This window comes from Taibaiella soli (assembly GCF_003236175.1).
In the GTDB taxonomy this organism is placed as follows: Bacteria; Bacteroidota; Bacteroidia; order Chitinophagales; family Chitinophagaceae; genus QKTW01.
Genome location: NZ_QKTW01000016.1, coordinates 321299 through 345130, shown reverse-complemented (window position 1 = coordinate 345130; position 23832 = coordinate 321299). Strand labels below are relative to the sequence as shown.

Sequence of the window (23832 nt, the reverse complement as noted above, 5' to 3'; positions counted from 1 at the left end):
CCCCATCTTTCTTTAGGCATGAAAACGCCACAACAGGTGCATAAAAAATCCCGGCCACTTGAGGCAACCGGGACTATTTAAAATCCGTCAACTTTTTTCAGGACTATTCAAACTATAAAAAAAGAGGCCGTCTTTCGACAGCCTCTGTGATATCTTTTGGCAGGTTTTTCTACCGTCTGTTATGGCAAAATAAACTTGAAACCAATGCCGTGAATCGTCTGTAATTCTACGCCAGCCTGATCTTTCAGGTGCTTACGGATTTTTGTTATAAATACATCCATGCTGCGGCCGAGGAAATAATCTTCTTTACCCCAAACGTTCAGCAGGATTTCTTCACGTTTCAAAACACGGTTTGCATTCAGACACAAATAGCGGAGCAGATCTGCCTCACGTTGTGTAAGCTGATGTTTTTCGTGATCATTGTAAAGAATCAGATCGTTGAAGTTAAAGTTCAGACCACCGACCTTAAATTCTACAGGTTGACTGTCCTCTACTTTACGTGTACGTTTCAGAAACACTTCAATGCGCAGCAATAGTTCCTGCATATTGAACGGCTTCGTAACGTAATCATCCGCACCACTTCGGAAACCGGCGATTTTATCATCGTCCATCGATTTTGCGGTGAGCAACAAAATAGGTACCGTATCGTTCTTTTTACGAATCTGAGTTGCCAATGCCATGCCATCTTTTCTCGGCAGCATTACATCGAGCAGACAGATATCAAAATTGTGTTTCATAAACTGCTGCCAGCCGGTTTCCCCGTCCAGGCAATGAACTACATCGTAACCGTGTACTTCCAGGTTATCTTTCACAACAAAGCCCAAAGTTGGATCGTCTTCCACCAATAAGATTTTCGCTTTACTACGCTCTGCCATTTTTAGCTAGTTTTTTATCGGGAACACTAATGTAAAGGTGCTTCCTTTTCCGAGGTTACTAGAGCACCGGATTTCTCCGCCATGAGCTTTGGCTATAAACTTTGCATAGTTTAAACCTAACCCTACTCCCTTTACATCATGCACGTTTCCGGTGGGAACGCGATAAAATTTTCGGAATAACAGTTTTTGGTGTTGCTTTCCGATGCCAATACCGTTGTCCTTCACTGAAATGTGTAGGTTCTTTCTCCTAATTTTCAGAAAAATATGAATTACTGGCGTATTGTCACAATATTTTATTGCGTTGTCAATCAGATTTGAAATTACGTTATTTAAATGAAAATAATCACCATAAAAATCAATCTGACTGTCAGACAGATGTAGTTTAATTTCTCCGCTCTGTTCCTGAATTATTTTTTCGAATATTTTGACATTCTCCTGCAACAATTCGCCCCAGTCCATCGTATCTGGTTTCATTTTTAAACCACCCGATTCTATTTCGGAGAGTTGAAAGACTTTTTCTACATGCGAAGACAGATGTTTCGATTCTTGTGCAATGATCCCTGCATAATTCAACAACCGTTGCGGGGTAGTAATAATCTTTGGATCTTTCAAAACTTCGGCAGAAAGGTGAATAACAGAAAGTGGCGTTTTAAACTCATGAGTAATGTTGCTCACAAAATCTTTCTGTACTTCATGAAGCATTTTCTGGCGAAGCAATTTAAAAAGCACCAGCATAAGTCCGCCCAACACCGTCATCATTGCAACACTCATCATCATCCAGCCAATTGTCCGCCCGACCATACCCATATGCATACTCCAATATATCTGAATAGACATAAGCCCGATGCAGACAAACAGTGCAGACATTATTATGATACGGATGTTAGCGACTTTCATACCTTGTAAACAAAGATAGCCGCCACAACAACCCAATAATCGCACCTTAATGCAACATATGACATTAAAGCTTCTTCGGACTGTTTTCCGAAATGTATATACGTAGTAACACGAATGCTGAAATGCCTTACAGGATTATGTTTCAGCGATCGTCCGTTACGACCTCATTCCTGTTTTTTTGTTTTGAAAACGATATGTTAATGCTAATGGCTATGTATACGCTAACGGATTCTATCGGGATTTGAAGCGATGAATGCTTCCCAGCTCGTTCCTTTTTTAGCTGTCGTTTTTGGCGTTTTTACCGGCGCCGTAATTTCAGGAAAACGACTTTGAAAATGGTGACATAGTGCAACTGCTACCGCATCGGTGGCATCCATGAAACGTGGATCTTCTTCAAACTTTAAAGTATGCTGCAACATTTGCCAGACTTGTTCTTTGGTGGCGTTACCACGACCCGTTACCGACTGCTTGATCTTTCTCGGTGCATATTCAGTGGCTTGCAACCCATGCATCATCGCGGCAGCAATCGCTACGCCCTGCGCACGCCCCAGCTTTAGCATACTCTGAACGTTTTTTCCAAAGAACGGCGCTTCAATAGCAACAGCGTCCGGTTTATGCATTTTCATTAATGCTTCCATTTTGCGAAAGATCATTTCCAGACGTTCGGCATGGTCCTGACGTTTAGCAAGCTGCAAGACACCCATTTCCACAAGTGAAATCTTATTTTTGTCCACGGCTATAAGGCCATAACCCATAACAAGGGTCCCGGGATCGATACCAAGAATAATTTTAGGATCTTGTTGCAAAATGAATTTAAAGGCTTGTTGAACAAAAGTACCAAAATATGGATCAATTATCTGCTCGGCGGTGCCGTTTCTGCGCTATTGATCTGGAGTCTCTACCGTCAGGTTTATTCTCAGCTGAACCATATCGGCACACCCGGTTTTTCGTGGGCGGGTAATACTATTTTTCTCGTTTTCGCATTGCTGCTGATGCCTGTGAACCTTGGCCTGGAAGCCTATAAATGGAAGCTTCTGGCGGATACAGCGCAACCGTTGAATTACCGCAAAGCGTGCACCAGTTATCTTGCCGGCATTGCATTCTCGATCGTTACACCAAATCGCATTGGTGAATATCCGGGGCGCATTCTCTACCTGAAAAGAAAAAATACACTGCGACTGATCAGTGTATCTGTTTTAGGTGCGTTCGCGCAGTTGTTTGCGGTACTCTTTTTCGGCGTAGTGGGGCTTTTATACTACAATATTGCCTATCCGGGTTTCTGGGAAAAAGTATTATTTGTCGTTTGCCTGGGATGCACCATTGGTGTAATTTATTTCTATCTGCGCTTTGAACAATGGGCGCCGAAACTGCAAAAAATAAAATGGTTCCGAAAATTTAAAACCTATGGCCAGCTGCTGAAACGCTTTTCCATGCAAGATCAGGTAAACATCTTGCTGCTTTCCTTGCTGCGCTATCTTATTTTTTCGGCTCAATTTATGCTGCTGCTTACCTGGATGAATGTTTCGATTCCACTGGTTTCAGGCTTTCTGATGACTACGCTTTTTTTCTGGGCTATGGCGATGATTCCTTCGGTAGCGCTTGCAGAACTGGGCGTACGTGGTCAGGTAGGACTTTTTCTGTTCAATCATTTTTCGCCAAACTCTATTGGCATCCTTATTGCTACATTCTCATTATGGGCAATAAATCTCGTAATTCCTGCATTATTAGGCAGTATTTTACTGTTTAGAATGCGGTGGTTACGCTGACACATTTGTGCTATATTTATAATGGCATTTTCATTCGAAAAATTCATCCTATGAATTGGTTTTTAAAAATTAGCCTGGCAGTTTGTTTATGCACTATGATGACGTTGCCTGCAATTGCTCAGAACGAGTTTTGCGGGCTAACAAATATCTCTTTTCAGGAGGGCGAAAAACTCTTCTTTAAAGTCTACTACAATATGGGACGCATATGGGTAGGCGCCGGTGATGCCAGTTTCACTACAACACTCGAAACTTATAACAACCGGAAAGTTTACCATGTGGTCGGCGACGGCAGAACTCAAAAATCGTACGAATGGTTTTACAAAGTGCGCGATATTTACGAAACCTATATTGACGCAGAAACCATGCTGCCACTGAAGTTTGTGCGTAATGTAAATGAGGGTGGTTTTAAGATCTACAATAATGTTTCCTTCAATCATAATATCGGCCAGGCAGTCTCTACCCACGGAATCTACGATGTCCCAAAATGTGTGCAGGATGTACTTTCGGCCATTTATTATGCCCGTAATATCGATTACAACAAATATCAGCCCGGTGCCAAAATCCCTTTCAGCATGTTTCTGGATGATCAGGTATACAATCTATACATCCGTTATGTAGGAAAAGAAAAAATCGAAACGCGCTACGGCACGTTTAACGCTATCAAAATCACTCCTTTACTCATCGAAGGAACCATCTTTAAAGGTGGCGAGAAAATGGCAGTTTGGGTAACCGACGATAATAACCATCTGCCAGTGCGGGTAGACAGCCCCATTCTTGTGGGCAGTATCAAAGTCGACCTGATAGGTTACGACAAGCTTAGAAATCCGCTTACAGGGCTGATCAGTAAACAATAGCCCCCTCTACTTAACAAACACAAAAATACATAAAGCATTAACTTTCAATTGTTTAAATAAATTATGCTGGGAATATTTTTGCTATATATTCGCCGCCATTTTTTACTGAAAAACAAATAGTTACATGCTAAGAAAACAACTGCTGAACGGCAAAAAGGCCGCAGCGATTTTAATGATGGTTTTTGCAGTCAGTTCCTGCAACAAGGGAGACAGAACCGAACCATCCAGTACTCACTTAACACGCCAAACTGCATTGACAGCAGACGAGGCTGTTACGAAACCCGGAATATACGAGCAAACCTATGTTATCAATGACAAAGTCTATAAGGTAGACGTAAAATACTATCAGAATTCAGAAGGTAAAATGGTTGTTGAACCAGTAACGGACAGCAAAGATATTAATGATTTCTTGCAAGCAATCAAAGGAAAGAACTACTCCATCACACAGGCACCGCAGGCTTTCGGAACTTATATCCTGCATGATTCTTCCAGTAACCCGGCTACCATAAACGAACAGTTCAAAAAATATATTAGTCCGAAAATTCAGGTAAATCTCCAAGCTCAAAAAAAACTTAACACAAGTCTTGAGCGTATTACTGATAATAACTTAGTTTACTTTAAGATAGACAACTATTATTCACAACAAAGAGCTGCCAAAAAAGACTTTGCCTATGCGACGTTTTACGAAAATATCAATTTTGGAGGCAGATCTTATGCCGCAACGCTTAATGGCTGCGATAATATAGCCGTATCCATCCTCGCCAATATAGCCCGTGCTTATGGTACAAAAAGCTATATCGGCAATTCCTTTAACGACCTTACATCTTCTTTCTCTGTTAATTTTAATGACGGCTTAGGGTCTATGACAACACCCCAAATAGACGTAAGATTTTATCAGGACCAAAATTTTGGAGGGTGTGCAACAGATTTTATATTTACAAACCCTAACGATCCGTCGATTACTGTGGGCATGAACGTCCACAATGTGGTAATGTGGGCCGTATGGTGGTCTCCTACGCAATACTGGAATGACCGGCTCAGTAGCTACTACCTGATACTGCAGGATGTACTCTAAAATCGCCTTGATTTAATATTTTTTATATCACTTTGCAAAAGCTCCTCATATGGAGCTTTTTGTTTTTACCCATCATTCTAATGCCCAGCCTCACATTATAACACTCCCCAATTCTTTTTTCTATTTTTGCACCCTTTACCAGACATTCCATAACGATATGATTTCCCTTGGGGGTAAGCCTTTAGATATTGCCGCTTTTGAACAGATTGTGCTGCACCAGAAAGACATCAACATTTCTGCGACCGCAATCAAAGAGGTAACACGCAGCTACCAGTTTTTGCAGTCTTTCTCCAAAGACAAGCTGATTTATGGTATCAATACCGGTTTCGGGCCGATGGCTCAATATCGTATTGATGATAATGACCGGAAAGAACTTCAATACAACCTCATCCGCAGCCATAGCTCGGGTATGGGCCAATTGCTGTCGCCGCTGCATACACGTGCTTTGATGCTTTCCCGCCTCAATACGATGTTGCTTGGCTATTCCGGTATTCATCCAGAAACGGTACAACTGATTACGGATCTTATCAACAACGAAGCTTATCCTTGCGTATATGCGCACGGTGGCGTAGGAGCAAGCGGCGATCTGGTACAGCTCGCACATCTCGCCCTTGGCCTTATTGGTGAAGGGGAATTCTGGTTTGAAGGTTCAATACAGAAAGCTGATAAAGTTTTCAAAAAGCTGAAACTGAAACCGCTCAGTATTCATATTCGTGAAGGTCTGGCAATTCTCAACGGTACTTCAGCGATGAACGGCATCGGCGGCGTGAATGTAATCATGGCGCATCGTCTGGTAATCTGGTCAACATTACTCTCGCTGATGATCAATGAAATGATGGAAGCGTACGACGACCATTTTTCAGTAGAACTAAACGGTGTAAAAAGACATAACGGACAGCAGCAAATCGCCAGCTGGATGCGAGCATTCGGTGATAAAAGCAAATTGCTCCGCAAACGTCATGAATATCTCTACGACAAAAAAGTAACGGAGGATGTGCTGGTCGATAAAGTGCAGGAATATTATTCACTGCGTTGCGTTCCACAAATTCTCGGTCCGATTTATGATACTGTACTCAATACTGAAAAAGTAATCATCGACGAGATCAATTCCGTAAACGACAATCCGATCATCGATCGTAAGAATAAAAACATTTTCCACGGTGGTAATTTCCATGGTGATTATGTAGCACTGGAAATGGATAAGCTGAAAATAGCAGTGACCAAACTGTCTATGCTGGCAGATCGTCAACTGAACTTTATTCTGAATCCAGCCTTAAACGGCAAACTACCGCCTTTTGCAAATGCTGGCCGTCTGGGTTTGAACTTTGGTATTCAGGGCATGCAGTATCCGGCTACTTCTACGGTTGCAGAAAACCAATCGCTGAGTACGCCAATGTACATTCACAGCATCCCGAACAATAACGATAACCAGGATATTGTAAGTATGGGCTGCAACGCTGCAGTGATGTGCAGCCGTGTTATCGATAATGCATATGAAGTGCTCGCGGTAGAATTAATTGCACTCGTTCAGGCCATTGATATCAGAGGAATTTCCAGCAAACTTTCTCCGGCAACGAAATGGTTATACAACGGAGCAAGAAGCATTTTCCCTTATTTCAAAGAAGATTTTGCTCCATCGCAGAAAATGCGCGAAGTGAAAAACTGGCTGACGGAAACAGACATTACCGGACATTTTCATAAACAACTATAAGCATCACGATGCAAACATTTGCACTAGTAACAGGTGGCTCCCGCGGCATTGGCCGCGCAGTTTGCGTAAAACTCGCAAGCCTGGGTTATTCTGTACTGATCAATTATAAAGGCAACAAAGCCGCCGCAGAAGAAACAGCAGCACTCGTAAAAGCTCACGGTGTCTCTGCAGCAGTGCTCGCATTTGACGTTGCCAACAAAGAAGAAGTAAGAACGGTAATTGGCAACTGGCAGGAGACAAACAAAGAAAGCATCATTGAAGTGTTGGTGAATAACGCCGGCATCCGTCAGGATACTTTGCTGATGTCTATGACTGATGAGCAATGGGATGATGTGCTCGACACAAGCCTGCAAGGCATGTACAATGTCACGAAACAAGTGCTGAACCCCATGCTGATGCATCGTTATGGCCGCATCATCAATATGGTTTCATTGAGCGGACTGAAAGGCATGCCGGGACAAGTAAATTATTCGGCGGCAAAAGCTGGTATGATCGGTGCTACCAAAGCGCTCGCACAAGAAATTGCGAAGCGCAATATCACGGTCAACGCAGTAGCGCCGGGCTTTGTAAAAACCGATATGACGGAAGAACTTAACGAAAAAGATCTGGCAAAAATGATTCCGATGCAGCGCTTCGGCTCTGCAGAAGAGGTAGCGGATCTCGTGGGTTTCCTGGCTTCTAAACAGTCATCTTATATTACCGGACAAGTTATTTCAATAAACGGCGGCCTTTACACTTAAGGTTTTCGAAAAATACCAGTATTCATGGAACGTGTTGTGATTACGGGAATGGGCATTTACTCTTCCCTCGGAAAAAATAAAGAAGCTGTTTCCCAATCTTTGTTTGAAGGTCGTTCGGGCATTATCCTCGATCCCAAAAGAAAAGAAATGGGTTACCGTTCCGGGTTGACGGGATTTGTAGAGCGTCCGCAACTGAAAGGCTTGCTGGACAGACGTTCGCGCATTATGATGCCGGAGCATGCCGAGTTTGCGTATATGTCTACCATCGAAGCCTTACAACAGGCGGGCATGGATACCGAATATTTTGAGAAGAATGAAACGGGTATTGTCTTTGGTAATGATAGCTGCGCGCAACCGGTCATTGAGGCAATTGATCTGATCCGTGAAAAAAAAGATACCATGATGGTGGGTTCTGGCTCTGTATTTCAGGTACTGAACTCTACCGTTACCATGAATCTGGCCACGATCTTTAAACTGCGTGGCATCAACTTTTCCATTAGTGCGGCGTGTGCAAGCGGCTCACATGCTATTGGTCTCGGTTATTTATTTATCAAACAAGGCTTACAGGAACGGGTAATCTGTGGCGGCGCGCAGGAGATCAATATCTACTCGATGCCAAATTTCGATGCGCTCGGTACTTTTTCTACAAGAGAAGACGAACCGGCAAAAGCTTCCCGCCCATTCGATCGCGGCCGCGACGGACTGGTACCGGGTGGTGGTGCTGCGACTGTAATTCTGGAAAGTCTGGAATCAGCGCAGGCTCGCGGCGCTAACATTCTTGCTGAAGTAATCGGGTATGGTTTTTCTTCTAATGGACAACACATCTCTAATCCAAGCGTAGAAGGTCAGGTTCGTTCTATCAACAAAGCACTGAAAGATGCTGGGGTGTCAGCAAAAGATATTCAATATATCAACGCGCATGCTACGTCCACGCCAGCTGGCGATGGCAGCGAAGCAGAAGCAATCTTTGAAGTATTCGGCGGAAAAACACCAGTAAGTTCTACCAAGTCTATGACCGGTCATGAATGCTGGATGGCGGGTGCTAGCGAAGTAGTTTACTCGATGCTTATGATGCAGCATAGTTTTATGGCACCGAATATCAATTTCGAAAACCCGGATGAGCATTCTGCTAAAATCAATATCCTGCCAGAAACACACAAACAAGAATTTGACCTGTTCCTCAGCAATTCCTTCGGCTTTGGTGGTACTAATTCATCGCTGATTGTGCGGAAATGGAAGTGATATCATCCTGAGCGGAGTCGACGGAGTGAGTTGTGAGTGGTCAGTTAAGAGTTCCCATTAGTGCGCACTCGCGAGTAAATCAGAAATCAGACATCAGCCATAAAAATAAGAAAGCCGGCGCTCTCCGACGCCGGCAGTTCCCACAGTGAAAGGAAATCACTTTATTAATTACTGTTACTAGTTGTTGTTTACCACGTTTGCTGTCAGTACAGAATTTCCTGTGCTTACGGCAGAACCTGTCAGTACAATAGTATAGATTTTACCCGCAGCGAGATTCTGGCTTGCGATAGTTACTTGCTGTGTTGGTTTGCTTGGATCCTGCAACGTAATTTTTACAGTTCCTGCAGCTGTCTCAGAAAAATCAGAAGCCGTTTGAGGACCTACATTCTGAACAATCGGATTGTTGTTTGTACCAATGTACATGGCTTCATTCAAAGAATCCGGGCTCAGGTTTACCAGACGAATCTTAGCCATATTCGCAGATGGAGCAGACAGATCATCTGAAGTAAATACCAATGATGGCTTCGTAACAATACCACCGGCGAATGCAGAGTAATATTTACTTACGGCAAGATTTTCTGCGTTATTGACGAGGCTTGTCTGTGTAATAGTCAACAAATAACCCACGCTTACGCCACCCGTAGCCACGTCCACATACCCGGTTTTATTCAGATACGCGATATTTGACGCACTGGAAACTTTGGCACTGTTAATAGTACCGTCCACATTTGCAGCTGCAACCGTTCCGTTAAAGAACATCATTTTTGCAGTTGTCGGGGTAGAATTGTCGTCTTTCTTGCAAGAAGAGACGGTGCCGATTGCGGCAAAACCTAAGATAGCTACGAGGATTTTCTTCATAATAATGAAATTCTGGATGTCAAAAATAAGGGAATTACTATTTAAAAAAACGTAAAACAATGTTTGTGAAAACAATGGGACCTATATGGTACCAAAATCATACCAACTAAAAATAGCTTTTCATCATTTCGCAGGATATTAACTTCGCGTTTTATTTTTTGGCAATGCTACTTAACCGGACTTTCTTATTCTTTTCCTTTCTTCTGATTTTTCAAATTCATGCAAACGCACAAGACATGCGCTGGCTCAAACACCAGATCGGCATATTGAGCGGCACCACCATGGACGGTCGCGGATATGTGGGGAAAGGTCGCGAGCGGGCTGCAATGTATATCCAGCGGGAGTTTAAAGAATTTGGACTCCAACCCGTCCTCCCCGATAGCGGCTATATGCAGGTCTATACGTTCCCGGTAAATAGTTTCCCCGGAGAAATGTCTGTTTCGCTAAATAAAAAAGAGATTGCCGCAGGCACCGAGTATCTTGTTGATGCCGCCAGTATCGGTTTCGATGGCGATAAGACCAAGGTCAAAAAAATAAATCTCGACAAAGCACGGACGAAAGAAGAGTGGGAAAAGTTAAAATTGGAAATGGGTGACCTAAGCAAGATTTACCTGCTCAAAAATGCGGATAGCTTCTGTCGCAGAATGAGCATCCGCAGTCATCAATTGTCCGAAAATCTCCCCAAAGGCTGTTTTATCGTACCTGTTCACGGAAAGATGACCTGGACGGTTGCAACAGATACAACCAGCAACACCGTACTTTATGTACAAGACAGCGTTTTCCCGAAACGATTAAAGTATGCCTCCATCCATATTCAAAACAAATTTTCACCTTCGGTCAAAAATCAAAACGTGATCGGGATGGTACCCGGTACGGTGAAAGATTCTTTTATTTTTATCACTGCACATTACGACCACCTCGGCCAAATGGGCCATGACGCTGTGTTTCCAGGAGCAAGCGACAATGCAAGCGGATCGGCGATGATGCTTTACCTTGCCCGGTATTTTGCCAGCCATCCGCAACGTTACACCCTGGTATTTGTTGCATTCAGTGGTGAAGAAGCCGGTTTACTCGGCTCTAAATATTTCACAGAACATCCGGCAGTACCGCTCAGCAATATTCGTTTCCTTGTAAATCTCGATATCATGGGTGATGCTACTGATGGCGTTACTGTAGTTAATGCAACAGAGTTTCCCAGAGAATTCAAACTGCTGGAAACCATCAATCAGACTAAGAGCAACCTGCCACAGATAAGAAGCCGCGGAAAAGCCGCCAATAGCGACCATTATTGGTTCACCGAAAAAGGAGTGCCTGCATTTTTTATTTACTCGAACGGGGGTAAAGGTTATTACCACGATGTGTTTGATAAAGCAAGCGAATTGTCATTGACAAACATTGACGGTGTCATCAAATTGATACAGGATTTTATTCCGGCGTTATAGCTTCTTACATTAATCCTTATTTTTATTTGTCAAAATCACTAAGAATGAAAAAAACATTGCTGACAGCAGCTGCTGCCCTTGCCATTTTATCTGGCTGCGGTGGCGGGTCAAAAAAAGGCGGTCAAAATGAAGACGCTCAGAAATTCATTGACAGCTATACGACCGAATATGTAAAGCTGTATACCGCTCAGGAAGAAGCGCAATGGAAATCAAACACCGAAATCAAAGCCGGCGACAGTACCAATCAGGTAGCCGCTGAAAAAGCGGATCAGGCAATGGCCGATTTTACGGGAAGCAAAGAGAACATTGAAAACGCAAAGAAATTTCTCGACCAGAAAGAGCAGCTTAGTGATATTCAGAAAAAACAACTCGATTTTATTTTATACAATGCGGCCAACAACCCGCAAACGGTTGCTGACATTGTAAAGCAACGCATCAAAGCCGAAAACGAGCAGACGCAGGTGCTCTATGGTTTTCAATACATGCTGGAGGGCAAAAAAGTAAGCACCAATCAGCTGGATGATATTCTGAAAAAAGAAACAGACGTCAACAAACGGCTGCTTGCCTGGGATGCAAGTAAAGAAGTAGGTCCGAAGCTGAAAAATGGATTGATCAATTTGCGTAATCTCCGCAACCAAACGGTGCAAGCGCTGGGTTATCACGATTTCTTTACTTACCAGGTTTCGGATTATGGCATGAAAACCGACGAGATGATGCAGCTCATGGATCGCCTGATGCGCGAGCTGTGGCCACTTTATCGCGAGTTACACACCTATATGCGTTACGAAGCGGCAAAAAAATATGGCATTGGCACTGTCCCTGACTATCTGCCGGCGCATTGGCTACCAAACCGCTGGGGGCAAGATTGGAGTTCTACTATCAGCGTGGAGGGCCTGAACCTCGACAGCGTATTACAGGCAAAATCAGCACAGTGGATCGTGAAGGATGGTGAGGACATGTATGTAAGTATCGGATTCCCGAAACTGCCGCAAACATTCTGGGATAAATCGAGCCTCTACCCTTATCCGCCAGACTCAAGCGTAAAGAAAAACAACCACGCTTCTGCCTGGCATATGGACCTCAACAAAGATGTACGCAGCCTTATGAGCGTAGAGCCAAATGCAGAATGGTTTGAGACCTCGCACCACGAACTGGGCCATATCTACTACTACATCACATACACCAATCCTGATGTGCCGCCATTGTTGCGTCAGGGCGCTAATCGCGCGTACCATGAGGCAATTGGATCAATGATGGGGCTTGCAGCCATGCAGAAACCATTTCTGGTTGGTCGTGGCCTGATCGGCACGGATGTAAAAACCGACAGCATTCAGTCTCTGCTGAAAGAAGCAATGAACTCCGTTGTGTTTATCTTCTTCTCTTCGGGAACAATGAGCAATTTCGAAAAAGCAATGTATGTTGATAGTCTGCCGGCAAATCAATTCAACCAGAAATGGTGGGATCTGGCGAAGAAATACCAGGGTATTGTGCCACCATCTGCGCGTGGCGAAGAATTCTGCGATGCCGCTACCAAAACACATATCAACGACGATCCGGCGCAATACTACGACTATGCATTGTCCTATGTGATCCTTTACCAGCTGCACAATTACATCGCAAAAAACATTCTGCACCAGGATCCACGTGCCACGAATTATTATGGCAACAAAGGCATCGGTGATTTCCTGAAAAAGATCATGTATACGGGATCTTCGAAAGATTGGCGTACCGTGCTGAAAGAATCTACCGGTGATGATCTGAATGCGAAAGCGATGCTGGATTATTTTGAACCGTTGGTCAATTGGCTGAAAGAACAAAACAAAGGCCGCAAGTACACGCTGCCTGAACAAATGCCTTAGTAGTATTAAGTAGAAAGCTATTATAACTTAAACAAAATGGTCAGACGACTCAAAGTCATCTGACCATTTCTTTTTGTGACTACATATGTTCCGATGTCTGCGTCGCGAGGAATAATAAAACATTTTTCTCAGAAGCAATTTTCTGTGCACTCCGAATTCGTTGCAAAATGGTAGAATCTGTTTTCGTACCCTCGATCATCACATAGAGATAGTGATAAAAAACATAAAATTTTCGTTTCGGCAAATTCGAAGCCAGCACTCTTTCTCCATCCGGATTAAAATAATTGTTGTTATCCAGAAAGTGTTTCAAGTCCTGCATTGTATCCAGATAACGAACCTGACCATTCCCTATATCGTTGACGAATTTGCTGAGTGAATTTGCGCAATTGTATGGCATCACAGCTTTTCCATCCGAATCAAAACAATGAACATCTGGCCAGGACATATTGGGATTTGCAGACGCGAGAAATAAAAATAAGGAATCCGCTACAATGCCTTTTTCTCTTGAATACTTGTAAGTTGGATTATCTCTCAAAGATTTTCGATGACAACCGACCGAGGAGATCAGCGCAAGCAGGGCAATAGCATATTTTATCAAAGGGCTGGTTTTATAAGCCTAAAACTAAATGCTGAAGATTTAAAGCTTTGCTAAATTCGAGAATGCGGGCCATTCCTTTCAGGAAATCAGACATCAGCGATCAGCACATCGGCTTTTACATTATTTTTGGCGAACACGAATGTCGAAACGCATAACCATCATAACATCGGCTTATCCGCCGGAAAAAGGAGCAGCCCCGACAAGGGTATACAATCTTGCGCAAACATTATTGCGCGCGGGTAACGATGTTTCCGTGATTACCGCCATGCCCAATTATCCTACAGGAAAAATATTTCCCGGATATCAAAGCAAATGGCGCATGCAGGAATTGGCAGATGGTATCAATGTTTACCGCACCTGGCTATATCCTTCCAATGCCAGGAATATCTTTAAGCGGGCAGCTAGTCTTTGCACTTACACAACATCAGCCGGCAGTTTTATTTATTCCTATCTGAAAAAGCAAAAGCCTGATATTGTAATCATCAATACGCCGCCGCTGTTTTCCGGCTATATCAGCATGATGCTGGCCAAACGCGCAGGCTGTAAATCGATTCTCAACGTAAGTGATCTGTGGCCTATGTCCGCATTGGAACTCGGCGCCATCAAACAAGGAACTACCTACAATATGCTGGAGTATATGGAACGTACAATGTACAAATCCGCACACGCGATTGTTGGTCAGTCAAAAGAAATTCTGGCGCATATTAAACAACACGTACCGCACACCAGATCCTTCTTGTATTACAATCTGCAATCAACGCGGAACGGCGAAACGATCACTGAGAAAGCTGAAGGAAAAAGAAAAATCGTCTACGCTGGGCTCTTAGGCGTTGCGCAAGGTGTTTTTGACATTTGTCAGCACGTTCACTTCGCAGAACTAGGTGTAGAGTTTCATATTTATGGGGACGGCTTCGAAAAGGAAAAGATAGAAGCGTTCATCAAAAGCAATCCAGATCGGGGCGTTTATTATCATCAATCCATTCCCGCATCCGAAATGCCAGCTATGTTACGGCAATACCATGCAACGATCATTCCGCTTAAAACAAACATTCGCGGAGCTTTACCTTCGAAAGTTTTTATGGCTGTGGCCAATGAATTACCCGTTTTTTTTAGCGGTAGCGGTGAAGGTGCAGGATTGATCCATATGCATCAATTGGGCTGGGTGAATGACCCCGAAGACTACAAAAAGCTTTCGGCCAATATCGCCACATTTGCCACACTTCCCGAAGCTCAATACAATACCATTCTCAACGCCTGCCGTGAATGCGCCCAAGGCATGTTCAACAAAACCGAACAAGACGCCGCATTTCTTCAATTCATAGAAAACATCTGATGTTTGTTCCTTTATGTCACGTCGACCCAAGGAGACGTCCCGCGTAATGTAGGTCCATTTATCGTGAGCAGCCTCCTAACGTGCAAATAGCAAGACAACGCAAGCACTAAACGCGAAATCAGATCACCACGTCGTTCCCCATCATCGTGATGACCCTTGTGGTGTGTTTTTCTCCGTGAATTATCCCCACGAGAGCCAATGACACATTGCGCAAATAAGTTCAAATCAAGGCTCTTAGCCCGGCAGCACAGTAGTAATGCTGCCTAATCGATCGAGCGACCGTCTGAACCCCGAGGTGATCGGATGAAGACTGCCTTTTTTGCCCTACTTTTTTTGCAGAAAAAAAGTAGGAGAAAAGAGATTCTGCCGCATGATGAAAAGAACAAGTAGTTAAATCAAGGCAATGAAAGCTTGTAAAGACTAATGATCAGACGGACTCAAAGCCGTCCGACCATTAGTCCAAAACGAAAAGGCCGGAAAATTTCCGGCCTTTCGCTTCTTTAATAAATAACTGCTATTTTTTGAAATTTCGCAGCTTGATCACTGTGCGACGATTTGCAGCGCGGCCTGTAGCCGTTTCGTTCGTTGCAATCGGTTGTGTTTCGCCAAAGCCTTGTGCTGTCAGGCGATCTTCGCTGATACCTTTTTTCACGAAGTAGTTTTTCACCGCTTCAGCGCGTTTCTGAGACAATCCCATATTCAAGTCATGACTGCCTACATTATCAGTATGACCTTCGATGTCTGCAAAGTAAGAAGGATTATCTTTCATCACTTTCACCACAACATCCAGTTGTTTGTAAGATGCTTTCTTGATGGTTGCTTTACCAGTTTCGAAGAATATAGCTTTTGCAGCTTTTTCTACCTGACGAACTGTTTCCTGTTTGATTTCAGGACAACCCTGGTTAGATGCAGGTCCAGGATCATTTGGACATCTATCTTCTGTATCCGGAACGCCATCTTTATCCGCATCTGGCGGAGGACAACCATCGTATTGAGCCAGACCGGCTACGTACGGACATTTGTCTTTGTTATCTGGAATACCATCGCCATCAGAATCAGGACAGCCGTTAAACTGCGGCAAACCTGCCACCAGCGGACATTCATCCTTGTTATCTGCAATACCGTCGTTATCACTATCCGGGCAACCATTCAGCGCCGCAGGTCCAGCAATAGTAGGACATGCATCTTCATCATCTGGCACACCATCATTATCAGTGTCTTTAATAATTACTGGTGGCGGCGGAGTAACAGCTTTAGGTGGTTTGTATCCAGGCTTAAACCAGTATACGATACCAATTGAATGCTGCAAGTGGTTTTGATCATGATCGGTGCCTGCAATTTTATACCCTGATTCGAGATTCAGATAAATCGGATTGGTCTTTTTACCACTCAGATTTACGTTTACACCTATACCCAACGGAATGTCTGCTCCCCAGAAAATATCATGATAAGAGGCATTGATGCCCGCAAACACGTAGGGAGAAAACAGATAATCTTCCTTCGGAATAATGTTGTAGTTGATACGAGCATCAAACTCACCAAGGAATTTTTCATTTCTCGTTCCTGCTGTGTTGTAATGGTATTTGTTGATGTAATCAGAATCCGGACGATCGGTTGGATATTCCAGATTGGCCAGCGATAAACCCAAATTCAGATCGAGATGTTTGTTCAACTGAAACCAATAGGTAAATTTTACCATCGGGTTCCAGAACAGATGGCTTCTGGTACTCGTATCATAAGCCCCTTTTTCACTATTGTACGAATAATGGTACTGATCTGAAAAAAGGTAATTATTGGTCTGCGGACCGTAGAAATCATACCCGCCAAAATGAATTCCTATCCCCTGCATTTTTTGAGCGTTAGCCCAAAACGAGCACAACAATAATACTGGCAATAAAAATTTTATTTTCATAATCATCGTTTTTGGGTTAGGAATTATTGTTTAACAAATGTTCTGAGTGCCGTACCAAAATTTCCGTTAACCACAACATATGAGAAGCTTGTATCTCCAGCCGCCATATGCAAACTGGCATTGTCGCAAGAAAGCGTACCTACTGATGTCGGCTGAGGCGGAACAACAATTGTTACGTCATCAAGATGCGCGAAGTAGGCCAACACAGGCAATGTTGGCGCACCGCCTACGTCATCGGTTGAATACAGCCCTGTAAGAATTTTAGTAACATGAACAACTGCGCCATTCGCCGAACGTATATATGTACCGGACAAATCTGTGCTTGCAGGTACATTGGTTACAGCAATATACACAACGTTGGTGCCGGTGTAACCGTTTTTGTTTTTGGCTGTAGCGGTCACTACATATAGCCCAGGTGTATTATTATCTACCGATGCAAGGTCAAAATCTACAGGATATGATTCCTGCAAAGTTGAGTCGTATGCTGTTGCGGTAGCGCTTGGAACCGTTCCTCCTACTGGAATACTATAGAACGGGCTACCTGTAATGGTCACTACAGGATAAGACACCGTAACCTCTTTAGAGACGTCTGCCGTCTTTTTACAACCAGCAAACGCAACGCCTGCCAGGACTAAAAACAATGCGATTCTTTTCATCTTTTTCCTTTTTAATGATTTTACTAATGAATATCCCACCAAACTTTATCTGTAATCTGTTTCTGTCCAGGGAAGTTTTGATTCCGGGTTAGCTCAGTATTCGGATACAAGAATCGCTGCGGGAAGTTTTTACCAATCAAAGAGTGCACGGAATAAGTGAAGAAATCAGGGTAACCAGTTCTTCTCCATTCTGTCCACGCCTCAAAGCCTTGGTTGCCTGTCATAGAAAACCATTTCTGTGTGATGATGTGTCGTACTTTTTGGTCCGTTGATCCACCGGCAGGGAATTCACCCCAATAAGCAGGAGGTGCTTGTTGTACTGGATCGCCACCCAAATATCCGGTAACGGTGTCTCCATGTATATAAGCATAAGCTGCATAATCGGCGGTAACAACAAACGTAGAAGGTGAATCTCTTAATACTATTTCAAAACCGTCAATTACACTTGAGTACGCGGCAAAATTGGCATGAATACCTTGCTCAAATAATGATTGCGCATCTCCAGTACCCCAGCCACGTGCTGCTGCTTCGCTTTGAAGAAACAGACTTTCATAACTGGTTATGAATTTAACGGGAGCTGTTGCAGAATTGGCATCTGAAAACAAAGCTCCGGTAACAGCAGAAGGGGAAGATGCAGACACCTGGTTGCTATAATTACCCTGTGCAATACCAACTACTAAACCACCAACTGTTGTATAGAAAATATAAGCGCGCAAATCTCCGTTTGAATTCATGGAGTCAACCACTGTTTTACTCGCTACAAGGTTTTGTGTTTTGCTGAGCGCAACCCCTTCTGCATACAACGGGTTTTGGCTACCCGGTGTTGAAGAGAAATTAATCAGCGCATCATCACCTTCTCCGATAAACGGACCGGCACCCAGCGCCGCAATTCCGGCTTGTGCTTTTCCAGGATTTACTTCAGAAAGGCGCATCAATATTTTCAGCTTCAGTGTGTTCGCAAATTTCATCCATTTAGTCATATCGCCATGATAGATGAGATCGTCTGAACCTGGCAGATTCGGATCGGACGGATCAATAAGTGCGGAAGCCTGATCAATCATCGTCAACAATCCATCATAAATTGCCTGTTGCTTATCATAGACCGGAGAGATAATACCCCCCATCGACGGATCACCTTTTATTGCTTGCGAAAATGGAATATCACCCCAGGCATCTGTCATCACATGGTATGCATAAGCCTGTAGTAATTTTGAGATTGCTACATATTGCTTGAAATTTTTGGCCGATGCTGTAGTATCAATATACTGCAAATCCGCCAGAGCGCTGGAAGTAAACGACCCCCATACGTTATCATAAAAAGTACCTTGCGGTGCATACTGATCTAAAACATTGTACTGATTGCTCACCGGTGATTGCGTCCAGTACTGAGCCCACATGCTGCCATTTATCTCGAAAGTAACGCCCATGGCAGATGCCAGGTACATTTCCGCAGTTGGCAACACTAATGAAACTTGTGGGTTTTGAGCAATGTTCGGGTTCTGATTTACGTCGAGGTATTTTTTACAACCACTGGCCAAAACCAAAGAACCTCCCAAGATTATTGTTGATATTATACTTCTTGTATTCATAGTCTGACATTTTTCAATTTAGAAGGTAACTTTTACAGTGAAACCATAGTTACGCAGAGAAGGGCGAGCTCTGAAATCAAATCCTTGTACGTCTGTGGCACCAGCAGCATTTACTTCTGGATCTACATATTTATTCGAACCCGCAGTCCAGATAAACAGGTTGTTACCATAAGCACCTACCATAACTGACCCAAGAAATGCACGGTTAAACCATTTTGCAGGTAACGTATAGTACAAACTTGCTTCCTGTAATTTTACATAACTCGCGTTAACAATATTCTGACCAGCTGGTTCTACACGAGTATAATAGCTATAAGGTGAAAAATTGGTCGTATTGGTAACTGATTGTCCTTGAGAGTTGATGTAAACGGAATTCGGAAATACATAAGGATCTCTCTTTCCTGTTTCTTCAGATGTACCAGTGAAATCCATCAGATCTTTTGTTGCTGAATAGAATACACCGCCTTGTTTTGTGTTGAACAACACATTAAATGTCAACCCTTTGTAAGACAGTGTTGTACCCCATGATGCGATAAACTTCGGTTGAAAAGAACCTTTATAAACAGCTGTTGAACTCAGTTTCGGCATACCACTCGCGCTGTCTACAACAGTGCGGCCCTGGGCGTCGGTCTGAAGGTCAGTTCCGTAAAAAGCACCATAAGGTTTTCCTACAGTAGCTGTAACCTGCATGTCGCTGGCACCGCCCAGAGAAATCTGGGAAGTACCTTCATTCAGGCGTTCCACCATGCTGTTGTTTTTATAGTAAGTACCGAAGAGTTCCCAACGGAAACCTGATCTTGTGGAAATCGGAGTAACACGGATCGCTAATTCAACACCGTTATTGCGCACATTACCTACGTTGACAACCTTACCGGTGTAACCAGAAGATGGCGCAACTGGTATAGTCGTGATCTGGTCAACGGTCATGTTGTCATAGTAAGTAAATTCAACACTCGCTCTGTTTTGAAAGAACTGCAGGTCTGTACCTACTTCCCAAGAATTCGTTCTTTCAGGTCGCAGATCGGGATTACCAATTACATTACCCAGAGTATAGCCCGGAATCAAGCCGCCGGCCGGCGTAGCGAATGGGAATGTGACACTACCAAACTGTGTGGAAGATGTTGCACGCGCAAAACCTGCTGCATTGTTTTGATAAATTCCAGCACCATTACCTACTGACGCATAACCACCGCGAAGCTTACCATAAGTCAGTACTTTATCAGTGAAATTACCTTTAAAAGTCTCGGTAAACACCCATGAGGCTGTCATACTTGGGTAGAAGAAAGACCAGTGCCCCGGAGCTAACGTAGAAGACCAGTCATTCCGGCCTGTCATTTCCAGGAAAACAGTTTTCTTATAATCTAAGCGTAGATCTCCATAGGCAGCTACAAGGCCGGAACGGAAATAACTGTTTACAGAGGCCACATTACTTTGCGCATTACCAAAATTGTAGTAATCGGGAATTACCAGACCATTTGTGTTCGGATCGATGTTTGATGTCAGAATGTTTTCCGCACTATAACGAATGTTATTACCTACTGTCAAATCGATACCGATGTCCTGACTCAACTGATTATTGTAATTGGCGATCGCATCGTTGTAAAAGCTGAGACGAGCGTCACTTCCCTGGAAGTAACCACCATTGTTAGTCTGATTTTGTGTGGTACCGTCTGGGTTTGAATAATAAACTTCATCGAATGGCTGATAAAAGTATTTTGGTATTTTCTGGAAAGTCCGGTCAGAAATTACGTCTACACCTGCCCGATCGTAAATATTCCAGTGGCTGGTTGGTTTATAACCAACAGTAACGGCACTGATGATGCGGTCTGTTTTATCACGGTTGTCAAATTTATCCGCAACAAAATATGGGTTCAGTGAGTAGGCGCCATAATAACCATAACGTTGAATACCATTCGGATCGGTGAAGCCATATCCATAAAAAGGATTATCTAAATTCTTCAGTTCTTGTACAGGAATATCACGCGGAGTTTGCAGCAGGTTGTCCCAAACCGCACCCTGACCATTGGCGGACTGTCCCTGAGTTTCTACACGCTGACTAATATTCAGATAGTTGAAATTGAGACTGGCATATACTTTATTGGAAAAATCATGCGTTCCATTAAAACGAACACTGTATTTATCGTAGAAAGTATTCGGAGTAACACCGGTATTGTTTAATGTATTCAAAGAAAGGTAAAACGCATTCTTTTCATCACCACCACCCAGAGAAAGATTATTTTCAAGAGTCTTACCTGTGTTGAAGAAATCTTTAATATTATTCGGCTGAGCAGAATAAGGTTTTACTAATTGCTGACCATCGATTACCTGACCCCAGGGACGAAGCTGTCCGTCGAATTTCTCGCCCCAGCTAAAATTTTCCCTATGATCGTCTGCGATACCGTCATATACGTTACCCTGTCCATAAGAATTCTGGAAATCCGGGTATTTCAGAATGTTTGATAATGTATAACGTGTCTGGAATGATACTTCCGTTTTACTTTTTTGCTTTTTCGTACGGCCACTTTTTGTCGTAATCATGATGGCACCGTTAGCGGCAATTGATCCATAAAGCGCTGCCGCCGCCGGACCTTTCAACACCGTAATAGACTCAATGTCATCGGGGTTAATATCATTACCCTGGTTACCGAAGTCAATCTGGGACAAATCACTCACCCCTTCAAGGCGGCTACTGTTATTAATCGGTATACCATCTACAACGATAAGTGCATTGTTACCATTACCTAGAGATTTCTCACCACGGAGTACCACACGGGTTGAACCACCAGGTCCACCGGTAGCACTGGTAATGTTAACACCGGCAGTTTTACCCTGAATCGCAGACAAGGCGCTCACGTTGTTACCCGCTGTGAGATCCTGACTAGATAAAGTTGTTGCGGAGTAACCGATATCCCTTTTCTCCCGTCTGATGTTCAAGGCGCCGGTCACAACCGCTTCCTTCAACTCGTTGGATGCTGGCTGCATACGCACCACAATTGTTCCTCCCGTAATATTTACGTCTTGTGTTGCATAACCGACCGACTGTATTGTCAGCACTTTATTTTCCGCTGGCACATCTACTGAGAAGTTACCGTCCACATCGGTTACCGTACCAAGCGTTGTTCCCTTAATAGCTACACCCGCCCCCGGCAATCCTTGATTTCGTTCGTCTAACACCCGACCGCTTACTTTCCTGGCCTGGGCCATTACAGCCTCCGCACTTACTGTAAGCAGCACGATAAGTAGTAACAGAATTCTTTTCATACTCTAAGATTTAATGTTTAATAATATTTCCTTTAGTGCCTGACAATATATTAGAGGGTGATTTTATTAGTGAATTTATTGATAATAAAGCTAACATGCAAATATTTTTTATGAAAATAATAACAATACATTCACGTGACTTTAACGTATCTCGATATTTTTTCTTGCAACAAAATCCATGCCAACTATTCATTTTCAGGCAATTACTGTTAATACATACCGCTTGGGGGAACTAAACACTTGATTTTCTACATAATGATTACGTTAAATGAGATCTCAATTCCCCAACTCGCCATAGTCACAACAGACAATTGATGGTTCCAAATTTTTAATCTAGCGGCTGGATGACTGACTCTTTATGAGCACATTCGACGAAACGGAATACGCTAAATGCTTTTTATGAAACCAGCAACAAAACATTCACACATTTTTAACGCATTTGGATAAATCTCTTAAGATCAATTTCCGTGCCGATTTTCACTCTGGCATTTCTATGTTTTTTTTGATACGAAAATTTTATTGCAAATCAATAAGTTATAGAGGTGTAGAAAAAAATCTTAATGATTTATTTGGCACAATGCATTATCGGGGCTACCTTCGCAGTCCAAAAATTTATGTGCCCGCATTGAGTTGTTCCTCACTCAACCTTTTAAAGCACAGATATTCAATAGAAAATATTAAAAAGGAAATGAGACACCTTAGTTTTAAAACACAATCTGCTAACGAGAAGATCGTACAACGTAACTGGTACGTGGCAGATGCTACCAACCAAACGCTGGGTCGTATGACGACTAAGATTGCGTCTATCCTGCGTGGTAAAAACAAGCCATACTATACTCCGCATTTTGATTGTGGCGATTATGTAATCGTAATCAATTCCGGTAAAGTACAGTTGACTGGTAACAAACTGGAAGACAAAGAATATCTGACCTATTCAGGTTACCCTGGTGGTCAGAAGTCTGCTACAGCAAAAATCCTGCTGAACAGCCGTCCTAACCTGGTTATCGAGCGCGCTGTAAAAGGTATGCTCCCTAAAAATCGTCTGGGTCGTGCTATGTACAAGAAACTGTTCGTGTACGAAGGTGCAGAACATCCACACGCAGCACAAAAACCAGTAGAATTGACATTCTAATTCAACTGGGTATTTAAATCAACTTTTGTAAA

Annotated in this window: 19 protein-coding genes; 10 read left to right on the top strand and 9 right to left on the bottom strand. The window is 43.2% G+C overall.

Features of this window, described 5'->3' with window-relative positions; all coding sequences use genetic code 11:
- Window positions 1-179 precede the first annotated feature (179 nt).
- From DN068_RS11495 to ruvC, 3 genes are all read right to left on the bottom strand, one after another.
- Entirely contained in the window at window positions 180-875 is a 696-nt protein-coding gene (locus tag DN068_RS11495) for a response regulator transcription factor (protein WP_110999058.1), read from the bottom strand.
- Window positions 876-881: 6 nt separating this feature from the next.
- Window positions 882-1742, bottom strand: coding sequence for a sensor histidine kinase (locus tag DN068_RS11490; protein ID WP_165836371.1), 861 nt, complete (start codon window positions 1740-1742; stop codon window positions 882-884).
- Between the two features lie 251 nt (window positions 1743-1993).
- The gene (gene ruvC, locus DN068_RS11485) at window positions 1994-2578 is read right to left on the bottom strand and encodes a crossover junction endodeoxyribonuclease RuvC (protein ID WP_110999056.1); all 585 of its coding nucleotides are present in this window, start codon (window positions 2576-2578) and stop codon (window positions 1994-1996) included.
- Here ruvC and DN068_RS11480 point away from each other — a divergent pair.
- From DN068_RS11480 to DN068_RS11455, 6 genes are all read left to right on the top strand, one after another.
- Window positions 2570-3538: a lysylphosphatidylglycerol synthase domain-containing protein gene (locus tag DN068_RS11480; protein WP_165836370.1), complete on the top strand. Its 969-nt coding sequence runs from the start codon at window positions 2570-2572 to the stop codon at window positions 3536-3538. The genes ruvC and DN068_RS11480 overlap by 9 nt on opposite strands.
- 50 nt (window positions 3539-3588) lie before the next feature.
- Window positions 3589-4392: a DUF3108 domain-containing protein gene (locus DN068_RS11475; protein WP_110999054.1), complete on the top strand. Its 804-nt coding sequence runs from the start codon at window positions 3589-3591 to the stop codon at window positions 4390-4392.
- 124 nt (window positions 4393-4516) lie between these two features.
- Window positions 4517-5467, top strand: a complete 951-nt coding sequence (locus tag DN068_RS11470) for a hypothetical protein (RefSeq protein WP_110999053.1) — start codon at window positions 4517-4519, stop codon at window positions 5465-5467.
- A gap of 157 nt (window positions 5468-5624) precedes the next feature.
- Window positions 5625-7178, top strand: coding sequence for an HAL/PAL/TAL family ammonia-lyase (locus tag DN068_RS11465; protein WP_110999052.1), 1554 nt, complete (start codon window positions 5625-5627; stop codon window positions 7176-7178).
- 8 nt (window positions 7179-7186) lie between these two features.
- On the top strand, window positions 7187-7918 hold the full coding sequence (gene fabG, locus DN068_RS11460) for a 3-oxoacyl-ACP reductase FabG (protein ID WP_110999051.1): 732 nt from the start codon (window positions 7187-7189) through the stop codon (window positions 7916-7918).
- Between the two features lie 24 nt (window positions 7919-7942).
- Window positions 7943-9160: a beta-ketoacyl-[acyl-carrier-protein] synthase family protein gene (locus DN068_RS11455; RefSeq protein WP_110999050.1), complete on the top strand. Its 1218-nt coding sequence runs from the start codon at window positions 7943-7945 to the stop codon at window positions 9158-9160.
- Window positions 9161-9337: 177 nt separating this feature from the next.
- On the opposite strand, the gene DN068_RS11450 is transcribed toward DN068_RS11455, so the two are convergent.
- Complete coding sequence (locus tag DN068_RS11450; protein ID WP_110999049.1) at window positions 9338-10018, bottom strand: DUF4397 domain-containing protein; 681 nt, start codon at window positions 10016-10018, stop codon at window positions 9338-9340.
- 236 nt (window positions 10019-10254) lie between these two features.
- Between DN068_RS11450 and DN068_RS11445 the strand changes: the two genes are divergently transcribed.
- Both DN068_RS11445 and DN068_RS11440 read left to right on the top strand, forming a co-directional pair.
- On the top strand, window positions 10255-11460 hold the full coding sequence (locus DN068_RS11445) for a M28 family metallopeptidase (protein WP_165836369.1): 1206 nt from the start codon (window positions 10255-10257) through the stop codon (window positions 11458-11460).
- Between the two features lie 44 nt (window positions 11461-11504).
- Window positions 11505-13319 (top strand): M2 family metallopeptidase, encoded by a 1815-nt coding sequence (locus DN068_RS11440; protein WP_110999047.1) that lies wholly within the window; start codon window positions 11505-11507, stop codon window positions 13317-13319.
- Window positions 13320-13398: 79 nt separating this feature from the next.
- On the opposite strand, the gene DN068_RS11435 is transcribed toward DN068_RS11440, so the two are convergent.
- Entirely contained in the window at window positions 13399-13917 is a 519-nt protein-coding gene (locus DN068_RS11435) for a hypothetical protein (RefSeq protein ID WP_123985319.1), read from the bottom strand.
- A 139-nt stretch (window positions 13918-14056) separates the two neighbouring features.
- Here DN068_RS11435 and DN068_RS11430 point away from each other — a divergent pair, with 139 nt between their 5' ends.
- The gene (locus DN068_RS11430; RefSeq protein ID WP_110999045.1) at window positions 14057-15250 is read left to right on the top strand and encodes a glycosyltransferase family 4 protein; all 1194 of its coding nucleotides are present in this window, start codon (window positions 14057-14059) and stop codon (window positions 15248-15250) included.
- A 514-nt stretch (window positions 15251-15764) separates the two neighbouring features.
- Here the strand turns inward: DN068_RS11430 and DN068_RS11425 are convergent.
- From DN068_RS11425 to DN068_RS11410, 4 genes are read right to left on the bottom strand one after another with little or no spacing between them, the layout of a single operon-like run.
- Entirely contained in the window at window positions 15765-17162 is a 1398-nt protein-coding gene (locus DN068_RS11425) for an OmpA family protein (protein WP_165836368.1), read from the bottom strand.
- 23 nt (window positions 17163-17185) lie between these two features.
- Window positions 17186-17818: a hypothetical protein gene (locus DN068_RS11420; RefSeq protein WP_110999043.1), complete on the bottom strand. Its 633-nt coding sequence runs from the start codon at window positions 17816-17818 to the stop codon at window positions 17186-17188.
- A 23-nt stretch (window positions 17819-17841) separates the two neighbouring features.
- Complete coding sequence (locus DN068_RS11415; RefSeq protein WP_110999042.1) at window positions 17842-19407, bottom strand: SusD/RagB family nutrient-binding outer membrane lipoprotein; 1566 nt, start codon at window positions 19405-19407, stop codon at window positions 17842-17844.
- Between the two features lie 18 nt (window positions 19408-19425).
- Window positions 19426-22668, bottom strand: a complete 3243-nt coding sequence (locus tag DN068_RS11410) for a SusC/RagA family TonB-linked outer membrane protein (RefSeq protein WP_110999041.1) — start codon at window positions 22666-22668, stop codon at window positions 19426-19428.
- Between the two features lie 688 nt (window positions 22669-23356).
- On the opposite strand from DN068_RS11410, the gene rplM reads away from it, so the two are divergent.
- Window positions 23357-23800 (top strand): 50S ribosomal protein L13, encoded by a 444-nt coding sequence (rplM, locus tag DN068_RS11405; protein ID WP_110999073.1) that lies wholly within the window; start codon window positions 23357-23359, stop codon window positions 23798-23800.
- Window positions 23801-23832 lie beyond the last annotated feature (32 nt).

Excerpts from the sequence above, each read along its gene's own strand:
- fabG (WP_110999051.1), top strand. The coding sequence starts at position 7,187 with ATGCAAACATTTGCACTAGTAACAGGTGGCTCCCGCGGCATTGGCCGC.
- DN068_RS11445 (WP_165836369.1), top strand. The coding sequence starts at position 10,255 with ATGCGCTGGCTCAAACACCAGATCGGCATATTGAGCGGCACCACCATG.
- DN068_RS11415 (WP_110999042.1), bottom strand. The coding sequence starts at position 19,407 with ATGAATACAAGAAGTATAATATCAACAATAATCTTGGGAGGTTCTTTG.
- DN068_RS11430 (WP_110999045.1), top strand. The coding sequence starts at position 14,057 with ATGTCGAAACGCATAACCATCATAACATCGGCTTATCCGCCGGAAAAA.
- DN068_RS11450 (WP_110999049.1), bottom strand. The coding sequence starts at position 10,018 with ATGAAGAAAATCCTCGTAGCTATCTTAGGTTTTGCCGCAATCGGCACC.
- DN068_RS11465 (WP_110999052.1), top strand. The coding sequence starts at position 5,625 with ATGATTTCCCTTGGGGGTAAGCCTTTAGATATTGCCGCTTTTGAACAG.
- rplM (WP_110999073.1), top strand. The coding sequence starts at position 23,357 with ATGAGACACCTTAGTTTTAAAACACAATCTGCTAACGAGAAGATCGTA.
- DN068_RS11475 (WP_110999054.1), top strand. The coding sequence starts at position 3,589 with ATGAATTGGTTTTTAAAAATTAGCCTGGCAGTTTGTTTATGCACTATG.
- DN068_RS11420 (WP_110999043.1), bottom strand. The coding sequence starts at position 17,818 with ATGAAAAGAATCGCATTGTTTTTAGTCCTGGCAGGCGTTGCGTTTGCT.
- DN068_RS11495 (WP_110999058.1), bottom strand. The coding sequence starts at position 875 with ATGGCAGAGCGTAGTAAAGCGAAAATCTTATTGGTGGAAGACGATCCA.
- DN068_RS11410 (WP_110999041.1), bottom strand. The coding sequence starts at position 22,668 with ATGAAAAGAATTCTGTTACTACTTATCGTGCTGCTTACAGTAAGTGCG.
- DN068_RS11455 (WP_110999050.1), top strand. The coding sequence starts at position 7,943 with ATGGAACGTGTTGTGATTACGGGAATGGGCATTTACTCTTCCCTCGGA.
- DN068_RS11490 (WP_165836371.1), bottom strand. The coding sequence starts at position 1,742 with ATGTCTGCACTGTTTGTCTGCATCGGGCTTATGTCTATTCAGATATAT.
- DN068_RS11440 (WP_110999047.1), top strand. The coding sequence starts at position 11,505 with ATGAAAAAAACATTGCTGACAGCAGCTGCTGCCCTTGCCATTTTATCT.
- DN068_RS11425 (WP_165836368.1), bottom strand. The coding sequence starts at position 17,162 with ATGAAAATAAAATTTTTATTGCCAGTATTATTGTTGTGCTCGTTTTGG.
- DN068_RS11470 (WP_110999053.1), top strand. The coding sequence starts at position 4,517 with ATGCTAAGAAAACAACTGCTGAACGGCAAAAAGGCCGCAGCGATTTTA.